Source organism: Agromyces ramosus (genome assembly GCF_004216665.1).
Lineage (GTDB): Bacteria > Actinomycetota > Actinomycetes > Actinomycetales > Microbacteriaceae > Agromyces > Agromyces ramosus.
Genome location: NZ_SGWY01000001.1, coordinates 626935 through 640405, shown reverse-complemented (window position 1 = coordinate 640405; position 13471 = coordinate 626935). Strand labels below are relative to the sequence as shown.

Here is a 13471-nt window from a genome sequence, read left to right as displayed (position 1 = left end):
GTCAGCGCGCCCCGGTGAGCTCGGCGGCCGGTGCCGCGGGGGCATCCGATGCGGTCGCGGCATCCGTCGACCCTCCTTCGAGCGTGACGACGGGGAGGTCGATGCGGCGACCCTCGGCAGACGACCGCAGGCCCTCCTCGGCGAGGAGCACACCGCGGGCGCCGGCGAGGAAGTCGTAGTGGTTGGGGGCGTCCTCGACGACGTGGCGGATGAACTCCTCCCACTGGGTCTTGAAGCCGTTCTCGAACACGTCGTTCGTCGGCACCTCGATCCAGTCGCCGTCGTAGTCGTGCGCGTCGGCGAGGTCGGGGTTCCACACCGGCTTCGGGGTGGCGTTGCGCGGCTGGATCTTGCAGCCGAAGAGCCCGACGACCGCCGAGCCGAGCGTGCCGTCGACCTGGAACTCGACGAGCTCGTCGCGGTTCACCCGGGTGGTCCAGCTCGAGTTGAGCTGCGCGATCACGCCGCCCTCGAGCTCGAAGATGGCGTAGGCCGCGTCGTCGGCGGTGGCGGCGTAGGGGTGGCCCTTCTCGTCGACGCGCTCGGGGATCTCGGTGACCGCCCTCGCGTACACGGACTCGACGCGGCCGAACAGGTTCTCGAGCACGTAGTTCCAGTGCGGGAACATGTCGACGATGATGCCGCCGCCGTCCTCGGCGCGGTAGTTCCAGCTGGGGCGCTGCGCCGGCTGCCAGTCGCCCTCGAAGACCCAGTATCCGAACTCGCCGCGCACGCTCAGGATGCGGCCGAAGAAGCCCGAGTCGATGAGGCGCTTCAGCTTCTGGAGGCCCGGGAGGTAGAGCTTGTCGTGCACGACGCCGTTCTTGATGCCGGCTTCCTCGGCGAGCCGCGCGAGCTCGAGCGCCTCCTCGAAGCTCTCGGCGGTGGGCTTCTCGGTGTAGATGGCCTTGCCGGCCGCGATGGCCTTCCTGATGGCCTTCGCGCGCGCCTTCGTGACGAGGAAGTCGGCGTAGATCTGCCAGCGGTCGTCGGCGAGCGCCTCGTCGAGGTTCGTCGTGTAGTGCTCGATGCCGTGCTTCGCGGCGAGCTCGGCGAGCTTCGCCTCGGAGCGGCCGACGAGGATCGGCTCGACCTGCACGCGGGTCACGCCGTCGGCGAGGAGTACGCCGCCCTGCTCCCGGATCGCGAGGATCGAGCGCACGAGGTGCTGCCGATAGCCCATGCGGCCCGAGACGCCGTTCATGATGATGCCGACGGTGGGCTGGTCGTGCTGGGTGGTCTGCTCTGCCACGGTGTGTCCTGTTCGAGCCGGGAGCGAGTGGCGATGATCGCCGCGCCGCTGCGGGAAAGCGTTTACCCGAGTGTAGGACACGACAGGCGGATCGCGCAACACCCGGTTCGCGCGGCACCCGTCTTCCGGGGGCCGGGTGGTCGCGTCTGCGCAGCGACTGTCGCGGATGCCTCACCCAAGCGAGATGACGCGATCGGTCGCTCTTCGAGGTGCGAAGCGGCAGTTCGCGTCATCTCGGCGCGCGCCCGTGCGACGCTGAGGCGGGCGCGGGTGCGCGCTGAGGCGGGCGCGCGTGCGCCGGCGGGCGGGCGCGCGTGCGCCGCTGAGGCTGGCGGGCGTGCGCCTGGGCGACGGTGGCTTGGGTCGCGGGGAATGGCGGCCGCGGCTGGCGCGGATGCCTCACCCGAGCGAGTTGACGCCAACGGTCGCTCTTCGAGGTGCGAAGCGGCAGTTCGCGTCATCTCGGCGAGGGCGTGCACCGCCAGCGGTGGCGCGAACAGCGGCGTGAACGACGGGTGCCTGCGTGGCGGCGCGTCGGGCGGCGGCGCGCGCTTAGTCGCGCCGCGGGGTGGATTCGCGCAGCACGACCTCGGTGCGCACGGCGCCCTCGTCGGCGGCATCCGCGTCGCCGAGTGCGAGTCGGAGCGCACGGCGCCCGAGCTCCTCGAGCGGCACGCGCACGGTGGTGAGCGCCGGCGTGACGTCGCGCACCGTGGGGATGTCGTCGAAGCCGGCGACCGCGACATCCGTGCCCGGCGTGAGCCCCGCGTCGCGGACCGCGGAGAGCGCGCCGACCGCCATCACGTCGTTCGCGGCGAACACGAGCTCGATGTCGCCGAGCCCGCGCTCGATGAGGCGTCGCATGCCGTCGTAGCCGCCGTCGCGCGTGAACGCGGCGCGGATCACGTCGCCGTCGCGCAGTTCGCCGCCCGTCGCGGCGAGCCCCGCGCGGAACCCCTCGACGCGATCGGCCGCCGTGCGCAGCCCCTCGCCGCCCGTGATCACCGCGAACCGGCGGTAGCCGATGCCCACCAGCTCGCGGGCGAGGGCCTCGGCGCCGGAGAGGTTCTCGACGAGCACGGTGCGCAGGTCGAGCTCGTTGCGGCTGATCAGCACGACCAGGCCGCCCGAGCGCTCGTAGGCGCGCAGCTCCTCGCCGAGTGCACCCTCGGTGGGGTCGGTGGTCGGCCGCGAACCGGCGAGGATCATCACCCGCGGCCGCTGCCCGCGCAGCGTGCGAACGAGCTCGAGCTCGCGCTCGGGGTCGCGCTCGGTCGCGGCCATCGTGACGATGAGGCGGGCGGTGTCGGCCTCGGCGACCACGCCCGCCGCGATGGAGGAGAAGTAGGGGTCGGCGATGTCGGCGACGAGCAGCGCGACGGTCGTCGTGGTGCCGCGGGCCACGGCCTGGGCGGAGAGGTTGGGGGAGTAGTCGAGCCGCGCGGCGGCCTCGAGCACGCGCTTGCGGTACTCCTCGTTCACCTTGCGGGTGCTGCCGTTGAGCGAGCGGGATGCGGTGGCGAGCGACACGCCCGCCTCGCGCGCGACGTCGTGAAGGGTCGCCGGTGCGCTTCGGCTCGTCTGGATGCCGCCCTCGACCATCAGTCCTCCCGCGATGTGCCGCCCCCGGTCGGGCGCCTCGACTCTACCGCGCGGCCGCCCGGACGGGTCCGAGGCTTGGCCGAGCGTGCACTTGCTGATAGAAATGGTAGCGAACCGAGATAGCGCTTTCCCACCTGATTCCCACTCGATCCGTCGATTCGCGGATGCCTCCGGGGAAGCGCTTTCTCGCACGTCGACCCGAGTGGAGCACGCGATGGCGCAGCAGGAACGGTACGGACTCGTCGGCACGGGCAGCAGGGCGGGGATGTACATCCGGGCGATGTCGGGCACGCAGCTCGGCGCGGAGCACGTTCCCGGCATCGCCCGGCTCGTCGCCTGGAGCGATGCCAACCCCGGTCGGCTCGACGTCTACGAGCGCGAGGTGGTTGCTGCGGGGCATCCGGTACCGGCTCGGTACGTGCCCGACGACGTCGAGCGCATGGTCCGCGACGAGCGACTCGACCGCGTGATCGTCACCACTCCCGACTTCACGCACGCCGACTTCGTGGTGCGGGCACTGCACGCGGGCGCCGACGTCGTCGTCGAGAAGCCGCTGACGATCGACGCCGAGAGCGTGCGGCGCATCGGCGAGGCGATCGCCGACACCGGGCGCGAGGTGATCACGACGTTCAACTACCGTTACAGCCCGCGCAACTCCGCCCTGCGGCAGGTCATCGCCGACGGCGAGATCGGCGCCGTGACCTCGGTGCACTTCGAGTGGGCGCTCGACACCGTGCACGGGGCCGACTACTTCCGTCGCTGGCACCGGCAGAAGGCGAACTCGGGCGGGCTCTTCATCCACAAGGCCTCGCACCACTTCGACCTCGTCAACTGGTGGATCGCCGCGACCCCCGTGCGCGTGTTCGCGAGCGGCGGCCTGCGCTTCTACGGAGCCCAGAACGCGGTGGCGCGGGGCCTGGGCGAGCGTCCGTCGCGCGGCACCGGGGTCACCGGCGACCCGTTCGCGCTCGACCTCTCCGCCGACGAGCACCTGAAGGAGCTCTACCTCGACAACGAGCATCACGACGGGTACCTGCGCGACCGCGACGTGTTCGACGTCGGCATCACCATCGAGGACAACCTCGCGGCCCTCGTCGACTACGACACCGGGGCGACGATGAGCTACTCGCTGAACGCCCACGCGCCGTGGGAGGGGTACCGCGTCACGGTCAACGGCACCGAGGGCCGCGCCGAGCTGGAGGTCGTCGAGCGCGGCGCCGTGCTGATCGGCGAGGACGGCCGCGTGATCGTCGATCCGAGCATGCACCCCGACGCCTCGCCCGAGGACGCGGTGCGCCCCGACTCCGAACGCCTCGTGGTGCAGCGGCACTGGGAGGGCGCGCGCGTCGTGCCGATCCCCGAGGGAATCGGCAGCCACGGGGGCGGCGACGCGTACCTGCTCGACCACCTCTTCAAGCGGGTGACGGATGACGCCCCGCTCGGCCGCGTGGCCGGCTACGCCGACGGCGTGAAGGCGGTGTCGGTCGGCATCGCCGGCAACCTGTCGCTCGCCACCGGCGAGCCCGTGCGCATCGCCGACCTCGAGCTCGGCGTCTAGGGGCCGGTCGGGCGAGCGGATGCTGCGGCGTCCGCGGATGCGCCGCGCCGCGGGTGAAGGGCGTGACGAGCTGGTCGTCCCGTGGGCCCTTCGGCCCGTTCGCCGCGTGTGACGGCTGCGATGATCGCGACCATGACCGATCCGACGAAACCACCCCCAGGCTGGTACGACGACGGCAGCGGCCGGCAGCGATACTGGGACGGCGCGCAGTGGACCGAGCACACCGCGCCGCTCGCGCCAGTCGCGTCGCCCGCCGATCAGGCCGCCACCGTGCCCTACGACACGGTTGCCTACGGCAGCATCCCCGGCACGGCAGCCGGTGAGGTGACCCCGGCCGGAGTCACCACGACGATGCCGGGCGCCCCGAGCCGCACCTCCGAACCCGGCAAGGTGAACGTGCTCGGCGTGGTCGCCCTGGTGCTCGCCGCCCTCGGGTTCGTGCTCGCCTGCATCCCGTTCGTTCAGATCGCCGGCTTCGTCCTGCTGCCGATCGCGCTCGTGCTGGCGATCGTCGCCCTGTTCCTCCCGGGCGGGAAGTGGCCCGCCATCGCCGGCCTCATCGTCGCCGTGCTCGGCGCGATCGCCGGCATCGTCGTCTTCGCCGTGGTGACGGTCGGCGTCGTCGGCCAGATCGTCGACTCCGAGGTGATCCCCGAGATCGAGGAGCAGCTGGAGGAGGAGTTCTCGCAGGTGCCGACCGAGGAAGCGGAGGATGCCGATGGGGCGGCGACTGCGACGCTCGCCTTCGGCGACACGCAGGCGTGGGACGACGGCGTCTCGATGACCGTGTCCGGGCCGGAGCCGTTCACGCCGTCGGACCTCGCGGCGGGCGCCGACCAGGCGGAGGACGTGGTGTTCACGTTGACGATCACGAACGACTCGTCCGAGAACGTGCAGCCGGTGGTCTTCTCCCGGCTCGAGTCCGACGGCGTCGAGGCCACCCGGATCCTCGACGTCGGCGCCGAGGGCGGACAGGTCGGCATCCCGCCCACGACGGCGGTCCTTCCCGGCGAGTCGCTCACCTGGCGGGAGGCGTGGTCCGTCGCCGACTCGGCGTCGCTGACGTTGCAGACCGCGCCGTCGTTCACGTACGAGGACGTCACCTGGACGAGCGAGCGGTAGCGGGCGGGCGACCGGGGCGACGGCTGCCGCGGCATCCGTCGCCCTCGGTCAGGTCGCCGTGCCGTCGATGGCGGGCGCGTGTCGCGGATACACGACGAGCATCGCACCGGAGGCGATCCACACGAGCCCGATCGCGACGATGAGCGCCTCGGCGCCCAACCCTGCGGCCAGGCCCGCGACCGCCGCGCCGGCGGCGGCCGCGGCCGCGCGGAGCCCGGCACCGACCGTGAACACCTGCGAGCGCAGCGAGGGCGGGCTCTGCTGCTTGCGGATGAGCAGCATCGCGGCCGAGCTCGCCGCGGTGAACAGGCCCGACACGCCGATCGCGGCGATCGTCCACGTCGTGCCGATGTCGAGGGCGGCCAGCACGGTGAACGCGCCGGTCGCGGCGAAGCCGACGCCCATGGTGACTTCGGGCCGGAAGCGCGGCGGCCTCGCGGAGTTCCAGAGCGCACCGAGCAGGCCGCCGATCGCGAACGCTGTGACGATGAGGGCGCCGCCGCCCGCGTCGCCTCCGCGCTGGACCGACAGGGCGACGGCGGCGATCGCGAGGCCGCCGGCGCCGAACTGGCTCAGCGTGCCGCTCGAGGTGATCACGGCGAGCGGGCGGTGGGTCGCGATGTGCCGGAATCCGGCGGCGATGGTGCGCAGCATCGAGGCGTGCGGCTCGCCGGCGACCGGGCGGAGCCGCAGCGGGATCGTGCCGATCGCGCCGAGCAGCGCGCTGCCCGCCATGAGGAGCGTGGCGACCCGGGCCGAGCCGAATGAGGCGGCGACGGCGACCGCCGCGGGTCCTGCGACCGCTCCGAGGTTGTAGGCGAGCGCGTCGATCGCGTAGGCGCGGCGCTCCTCGGGGATGACCTCGGTGACGAAGCTCGACAGTCCGCCCATCACGAACGGCGTCGCGATGCCGGCCACCACGAGGGCGAGCGCGACGACACCGGCGGGCACGACGCCGAGGAAGGCGGCGACGGTGAACGCCGCAGCCGTGACGATGCCGGCACCGGCCACGAACGCCCCCGGTCTTCGGGTTCGGTCGAGCACGGCGCCGACGATCGGAGCGGCGACGATGCTGGGCCCCAGGGCCGCGGCCACGAGCAGGCCGCCGACACCCACGTCGCCGAGCTGCTCGACCGCCAGCACCGGCAGGGCCACGATGATGCCGCCCACAGCCAGGCGCGGCGGAGTGGCCGCGGTGAGATAGCCCGCGACGCCCATTCAGTCGGCCGGCGACCCGGGCACGACGAGCACGCCGTCGACGCGGCGCGGGATGCCGAGCGGGTTCGACTCGCGCAGCTCGGCGGGCAGCGCGGCATCCGGAGCATCCTGGTAGGCCACCGGACGCAGGAACCGGCGGATCGCCGTCACGCCGACCGAGGTGTGGATCGAGGTCGTCGACGGCCACGGACCGCCGTGCTGCTGCGCCCAGCTCACGGCGACGCCGGTCGGCCAACCCGCGAAGAGCACGCGCCCGGCGAGCTCGGTGAGCACGGCGAGGATGTCGCCGAGCTCCTCGCCGGGCTCGGCGTGCACGGTCGCGGTGAGGCTGCCGCCCACCGAGCGGATGGCTGCGAGGGCGTCGTCGACGTCGTCGTACTCCACGACGAGGGTGGACGGGCCGAAGCACTCCGCGAGGAGTGCGCCGGGGTCGGCGAGCACGGTCCCGGTCGTCGTCGAGAGCACCACCGCCGAGCCGGTGCCCGGCTGCTGCGCCGTCGCCCCGGCGACGACGTCGACGCCGTCGTGGGCGGCGAGCCCGGCGAGCCCGTCGGCGAAGGCCGCCGCGATCCCGTCGGTGAGCATCGGCACCGGGGCGGACTGCCCGACCGCCGCCGCGACGCGCTCGGCGAAGCCGGAGCCCGCGGGAACGAACACGACGCCTGGGTTGGTGCAGAACTGTCCGGCCCCGAGCGTGAACGACCCGGCGAGGCCGCTCGCGAGCTCGTCGGCGCGGGCATCGACCGCCGCGGCCGTGATGAGCACCGGGTTCACGGCGCTGAGCTCGCCGTAGAACGGGATGGGGTCGGGCCGCGACGACGCGAGATCGAAGAGCACGCGGCCGCCGTGCAGCGAACCGGTGAAGCCGACGGCACGGACCTCGGGATGCCGCACGAGCGCCACACCGGTCTCGCGGCCCTCGACATGGCCGAAGACGCCGTCGGGTGCGCCGGCCGTCGCGAGCGCCCCGGCCACGATCTCGGCGGTGCGCCGCGAGAGCCTCGGATGCGCCGAGTGCCCCTTGACGATCACGGGGCATCCGGCCGCGAGGGCCGATGCGGTGTCGCCGCCGGCGACCGAGAACGCGAACGGGAAGTTCGAGGCGCTGAACACCGCGACGGGGCCGAGCGGTCGGAGCATCCGTCGCAGGTCGGGGCGCGGCGGCGTGGTCGACGGGTCGGGGTGGTCGACCGTCGCCTCGAGGTACGACCCCTCCACGACCGCGGACGCGAACAGGCGCAACTGCGCCGTCGTGCGCGCGAGCTCGCCGGTGAGGCGTGCGGTGCCGAGGTGCGACTCCTCGTGGGCCAGGGGGATGAGCTCGTCGGCGGCCGCGTCGAGCGCGTCGGCCACGGCGGTGAGCCAGGCTGACCGTTCGGCGGCGGTCGAGGCGACGGTGGTCGCGAAGGCGGCGCGCGCCGCGCCGGCGACCTCGTCGAGCGTCGGGCGGGCCGCGGTGGTGGCGGTGGTCGCGGTAGTGGTCGTCATGGTTCCTCCGTGCGGTCGGCGGATGCCGCGGCATCCGCTCGGGGTTCGGTGAAGCGGATGCCGAGTCCAGTCTGCCCCGTCGTGCGCACCCGGTTCCCGGCGAGGGCGACGGGCGATGGCGAGGCCAGCGCGCCGAGCGTCTCGAACGAGGCGTCCTCGACGGATTCGACGAGGTGATCGCCGGGCAGGGCGAGGGCGAGCTGGGCGGAGAGCTCGAGCAGCAGGTGGGGTGCGAGCTCGACGCCGCGATCGGCGGCGAGGCCGGCGATCGCCAGGAACGGCGTGATGCCGCCGACGCGCACGATGTTCGGCTGCACGACGTCGACGGCGCCCGCGTCGATGAACTCGGCGAAGCGGTAGCGCGTGTACAGGTTCTCGCCGAGGGCGACCGGCACCTCGATGCGCTCGCTGAGCGCGACGTGCGCGGCCAGGTCGTCGGCGCGGAGCGGCTCCTCGATCCACGCGAGGTCGAAGGCGGCGAGCTCGTTGATGGCGCGCTCCGCCTGGTCGGGCGTCCAGCGCTGGTTGGCGTCGACCATGAGCCGGCGGCCGGGGCCGATCACGTCGCGTACCGCGCGGATGCGCTCGACGTCGTCGGCGAGGGATGGGCTGCCGACCTTGACCTTCACGGCGTCGAAGCCCGCGTCAACCCACCGGCCGGCCTGCGCCACGAGCTCGTCGAGCGGGTAGTGCAGGTTCACGCCGCTGCCGTAGACCTCCGCGGACTCGTGCCGCCGACCGACCAGGTCGGTGACGCCGAGGCCGACCCGGCGTGCGGCGAGGTCCCAGAGCGCGAGGTCGAGGCCTGCCATGGCGATGGTCGTGATGCCGCCCCCGCCGCCCTCGTGCAGGTGCCGCCAGAGCGGCTCCCACAGCGAGGCGGCGTCGGCATCGCGCCCGAGGGCGAACGCCGTGATGTCGTGATCGAGGTGCGCCCGCACGGCCGCCGCGCCGATCGACGGGGTCCACGAGAAGCCGTATCCCCGGTCGCCGGCCGAGTCCTCGACCACGACCTCGACGAGGGAGAGGTCGCGCACGTCGGGTCCCCACGGCCGCGAGAGCGGCACGCGGATGGCGCGCGTCGCGATGCGGCGGATGGAGGCGGTCACCGCACCGCCGCCGTGTCGAGCCGCTCGGCGAGGGCGAGCCCGTCGTCGAGGATCGCGCCGAGGCGGGCCTCCTGCGCGGGCGTCGGGTCGACGAGCGGGGGGCGCACCGAGCCGACGTCGAGGCCGCGCAGTCGCAGCCCCGCCTTGATGAGGGAGACGCCGAACCCGGGGGTCTCGTCGCGCAGCCGCACGAGCGGCGTGTAGAACTCCCGGAGCAGCGTCATCCGGGTCGACTCGTCGCCGTCGGTGTAGGCGCGGTAGTGCAGCGCCGCGAGCTCGGGGATCATCGCGAAGGCGGCCGAGGAGTACAGCGGGATGCCGATGCCGCGGTAGGCGCCCTGGCTGAGCTCGGCGGTGAGCAGGCCGTTGAAGAACCGCAGCTCGCGGCCGGTCGCCTCGGCGGCGAGCACGATCTCCTGGGCCAGCCCGATATCGCCGGTGCCGTCCTTGAAGCCGACGACCTTGGGGTTCGCGGCGAGTCGGGTGATCGCCTCCGCGGTGTATCGGGCGGTGCCGCGGTGGTAGACGATCACGGGCAGGTCGGATGCCGCGGCCACGGCTTCGACCCACGCGACGAGCCCGTCGGTGGTGCCCGAGACGAGGTACGGCGGCAGCAGGAGCAGCCCGTCGGCGCCCGCGTCGGCCGCCCCGCGGGCGATCTCGATCGCGTGGCCGAGCGGGCCGCCCGCGCCGGCGATGACCGGCACGCGGCCGCCGACCACGCCGACCGTGGCGCGCACCACATCGATCGCCTCGCCGGCCGACAGCGCATGGAACTCGCCGGTGCCGCAGGCGGGGAACACGCCGCCGGGAGCGAAGGGCAACCGGGAGTCGACGTGTTCGGCGAGCACGTCGAGCTCGATCCGGCCGGCCGCGTCGAACGGGGTGACGGGGAAGAACAGCACCCCGTCGAACTCGGGTGCGGGTGCGGTCATGATGCCCTCGATTCGGTCGGCACGGCGGACGCCGCGGCGAGCTCGCCGCGCCAGTCGCGTTCGGGTCGCCAGCCGAGTCGTTCGGCGGCCTTGTCGATGGAGAAGACGGGACGCGTGCCCTCGAGCGCGTCGGCCGCCTCGCCGAGGGCGGGAGCGTACTCGCGCCAGAGCTCGGCGACGGGCCGGGTCGCGAGTGCGTCGCCGGCCCCCACGAAGTACCCCTCACCGTCGACCTCTTCGGCGGGTGCGGAGAGCCACGCGTCGACGAAGGCGGCCGCGTCACGCGCGTCGAGGTAGTTGAAGAGGCTGACCGCGGCGAGGGCGGGATCGGCGAGTCGCTCGGCGATGGTGTGGCCCTGCTGCGTCGGCGCGCCGGCCCACTCCTCGGGCGAGATCACGTAGCAGGGGCGGAAGAACCCGAAGGCGGTGGCAGCGGTGCGCGAGAACATGCGCACCGTCTCCTCGATCACGATCTTCGACAGCGCGTAGGCGTTGGCCGGGTGCGCGGGGTGGGTCTCGTCGATGGGCACGGATGCCGCGCGCCACCCGGGCGCGCCGTAGCCGATCACCGTGGGGCTGCTCGCGGCGAGCACGCGGCCGGCGCCGGCTCGCGCCGCGGCGGCCAGCACGGTGTGGGCCAGCGTCGTGTTGGTGACGAGGATCTCGCGCTCGGGCGCGCTGAACGGCACCGCGATGCCGGCGAGGTGCACGACGGCGTCGGGCCGCAGCTGATCGAGCAGCTCCTGGGCCGCCGGCTCGTCGCGGAGGTCGATCGGGCGCTCGTCGACGCCGTCGAGTCGCGCCGGTGCCCGGTCGACCCCGACGACCGTGTGGCCGGATGCCGCGAGCCCCGCGCACACGCTCCGACCGAGGCGTCCGGATGAACCGGTGACGACGACGTGCACAACGCCTCCAGAGGTGATCGAGAAACCGCTTTCTCGACGAGAGCCTAGGCGATGACTGGGCTGCGCGGCAACTCTGCGGCTACACTGAGGAACCGGTTTCCCGACGACGGCGACGTGGCGGAACCGAGTCGGGCCAGCGAAGGGAGCGCCATGGGCGAGCGCAGCCGCGCGTCGACGATCGCGGACGTGGCCGCGCACGCGGGCGTCTCGCAGGCGTCGGTGTCGCGCGTGCTGAACGGCAAGCAGTCCGTCGATCCGGTCATCGTGCACCGCGTGCAGGCGTCGATCGCCGCGCTCGGGTACTCGCCGAGCCCGGCCGCCCGGAGCCTCGTGCACGGCCGCAACGACACGATCGCGATGGTCGTGCCCGACCTCGAGAACCCGCTGTTCCAAGGCATCCTCAAGGGGCTGAGCCTGGCCGCGGCATCCGACGGCTACCGGGTGCTCGTCGCCGACACGGCCGAGCGCGTCGACGACGAGGAGTCGACCGCCGTCGAGGCGCGGCAGCGGTGCGACGCGCTCGTGCTCTGCGCGCCGCGCATGCCGGAGCAGCGCCTGCGACGACTGGTGTCGCGCGTCGCGCCGGTGGTCGTGGTGAACCGCCCGCTGCCCGATGCCGACGTGCCGATCGTCGGGGTCGACTACGTGCGCGGCATCCGTGATCTCGTCGACCACCTGCACGCGCTCGGGCACCGCTCCATCGCCTACGTGACCGGCCCGGTGTCGAGCGCCTCGAACGCCGAGCGGCTGCGCGGGGTCGCCGAGGCGACCGGCGCCCACCCCGACGTGCGCGTCGACGTCGTGCCGGGAGGATCCCGCCTCGACGACGGCTACGCCGCTGCCGACGCGGTGCTGGCCGCTCGTGACGCCGGCGCCACCGCGGTGATCGCATTCAACGACCTCGTCGCGCTCGGCCTGATGACCCGCCTGCGCGAACTCGGGGTCGACGTGCCCGGCGACCTCTCGATCGCGGGCTTCGACGACGTGCCGATGGCGGGCTTCGCGACGCCGCGGCTCACGAGCATGTCCGTGCCGCGCGGTGAGATCGGCGCGCAGGTCTGGGCGCGACTGCGCACGCTCATCGCCGGCGGCCCCATCGAGCACACCGTGCTGTTCCGGCCGCGCCTCGAGGCGCGCGAGAGCACGGGGCCCGTGCGATGAGCGCGCCCGTCGCGGCATCCGCCCCCTCGATCGTCGACCGTGCCGTGAAGCGTCGTCGCGTGCTCGACCTGCTCGACCGGCGGGGCGCCGCGTCGATCGTGCTCCGCTCGCACACCGCCGTCGCGTGGTACCTCGACGGCGCGCGCACGCACGTGTCCCTCGCCGGCGACCCCGTGGTCGCGGTCGTCGTGCGCCCCGACGGCGACGAGCTGCGGGTCTTCGACAACGAGGCCGATCGTCTGGCGGCCGAGGAGGTCGGCCCCTCCCTCGACCTGGCGGTGACGCGCGTGCCGTGGCACGACGTGCTCGTGCCCGGCGGCGCCGCCGACCTCGACGAGGCCGACGCGGCGGCCGACCTGCGCGTCGCCCGGGCGAGCCTGCTGCCGGCGGAGCTCGCCCGCTTTCGCGCGCTCTGTCGAGAGGTCGCGGAGGCGCTCACGGATGCCGCGGCCGCGGCTCGTCCGACCGACGCCGAGCGCGACGTGGCCGCCCGGCTGGCGGCCGACCTCGTGGCGCGGGGCATCGACCCCCTGGTGACGCTCGTGGCCGGACGCTCGCGACTCGCCCACCGGCACCCCCTGCCCACCGCGTCGCCGATTGGCGACCGCGCGATGCTCGTGGTGTGCGGCCGGCGCAACGGCCTCATCGCGAATGCGACGCGGTGGATGCGCTGGGGCGCCTCGCCGTCGGAGGCGGATGCGTCGCGGCGCATCCTCGATGTCGAGGCCGCATTCCTCGCGGGCACGTGGGTGGGCGCGACCATCGGCGAGGCCTTCGCGGCGGGCATCGCCGCCTACGGGCGGGCGGGCTTCGATCCCGGCGAGTGGCGGCGGCATCACCAGGGCGGCGCGGCCGGATACGCGGGGCGCGACCCGCGCGGCACGCCCGCCGTCACGGACCCCGTGCAGGTCGACCAGGCCTTCGCGTGGAACCCCACGGCGCCGGGCGCCAAGGTCGAGGACACGATGCTCGTCGGGGCCGGCGGCATCGAGGTGCTGACGGTCGACCCGCGCTGGCCGACGATCCGGGTGGACGGGCGCGAGCGTCCGATCGAACTCGAACGCGGGTGACCGTGTACGCTGGGATAGCGCTTTCCCACTCGAACCACCGAGCGCGATGGA

General features: G+C 73.6%; 11 protein-coding genes. 4 read left to right on the top strand and 7 right to left on the bottom strand.

The features are described from left to right. Position 1: 1 nt before the first annotated feature. Positions 2-1204, bottom strand: a complete 1203-nt coding sequence (locus EV187_RS02875) for a Gfo/Idh/MocA family protein (RefSeq protein WP_130352202.1) — start codon at positions 1202-1204, stop codon at positions 2-4. A 600-nt stretch (positions 1205-1804) separates the two neighbouring features. Beyond that, positions 1805-2854, bottom strand: a complete 1050-nt coding sequence (locus EV187_RS02870) for a LacI family DNA-binding transcriptional regulator (RefSeq protein ID WP_130351510.1) — start codon at positions 2852-2854, stop codon at positions 1805-1807. A gap of 214 nt (positions 2855-3068) precedes the next feature. Between EV187_RS02870 and EV187_RS02865 the strand changes: the two genes are divergently transcribed. Together EV187_RS02865 and EV187_RS18490 are read left to right on the top strand one after the other, a co-directional pair. Continuing rightward, a complete protein-coding gene (locus EV187_RS02865) occupies positions 3069-4412 on the top strand; it encodes a Gfo/Idh/MocA family protein (protein ID WP_130351509.1) in 1344 nt (447 codons plus the stop codon). Positions 4413-4544: 132 nt separating this feature from the next. Then, the gene (locus EV187_RS18490; RefSeq protein WP_207221712.1) at positions 4545-5534 is read left to right on the top strand and encodes a DUF2510 domain-containing protein; all 990 of its coding nucleotides are present in this window, start codon (positions 4545-4547) and stop codon (positions 5532-5534) included. A gap of 48 nt (positions 5535-5582) precedes the next feature. Here EV187_RS18490 and EV187_RS02855 read toward each other — a convergent pair whose 3' ends face one another. From EV187_RS02855 to EV187_RS02835, 5 genes are read right to left on the bottom strand one after another with little or no spacing between them, the layout of a single operon-like run. Beyond that, complete coding sequence (locus tag EV187_RS02855) at positions 5583-6752, bottom strand: MFS transporter (protein ID WP_130351508.1); 1170 nt, start codon at positions 6750-6752, stop codon at positions 5583-5585. Further along, positions 6753-8240 carry an aldehyde dehydrogenase (NADP(+)) gene (locus EV187_RS02850; protein WP_130351507.1) on the bottom strand — a complete coding sequence of 496 codons (1488 nt, stop codon included), beginning with the start codon at positions 8238-8240 and terminating at the stop codon, positions 6753-6755. After that, positions 8237-9349 carry a mandelate racemase/muconate lactonizing enzyme family protein gene (locus tag EV187_RS02845; RefSeq protein WP_242609399.1) on the bottom strand — a complete coding sequence of 371 codons (1113 nt, stop codon included), beginning with the start codon at positions 9347-9349 and terminating at the stop codon, positions 8237-8239. Before EV187_RS02845 ends, EV187_RS02850 begins: the two co-directional genes overlap by 4 nt. Beyond that, positions 9346-10284 (bottom strand): 5-dehydro-4-deoxyglucarate dehydratase, encoded by a 939-nt coding sequence (locus EV187_RS02840; RefSeq protein WP_130351506.1) that lies wholly within the window; start codon positions 10282-10284, stop codon positions 9346-9348. Before EV187_RS02840 ends, EV187_RS02845 begins: the two co-directional genes overlap by 4 nt. Next, entirely contained in the window at positions 10281-11189 is a 909-nt protein-coding gene (locus tag EV187_RS02835) for an NAD-dependent epimerase/dehydratase family protein (RefSeq protein ID WP_130351505.1), read from the bottom strand. The genes EV187_RS02840 and EV187_RS02835 overlap by 4 nt, the downstream gene beginning before the upstream one ends. A gap of 150 nt (positions 11190-11339) precedes the next feature. On the opposite strand from EV187_RS02835, the gene EV187_RS02830 reads away from it, so the two are divergent. Then, entirely contained in the window at positions 11340-12350 is a 1011-nt protein-coding gene (locus tag EV187_RS02830) for a LacI family DNA-binding transcriptional regulator (RefSeq protein ID WP_130351504.1), read from the top strand. Then, positions 12347-13420 (top strand): M24 family metallopeptidase, encoded by a 1074-nt coding sequence (locus EV187_RS02825; protein WP_242609397.1) that lies wholly within the window; start codon positions 12347-12349, stop codon positions 13418-13420. The genes EV187_RS02830 and EV187_RS02825 overlap by 4 nt, the downstream gene beginning before the upstream one ends. The last annotated feature ends 51 nt before the right edge of the window (positions 13421-13471 follow it).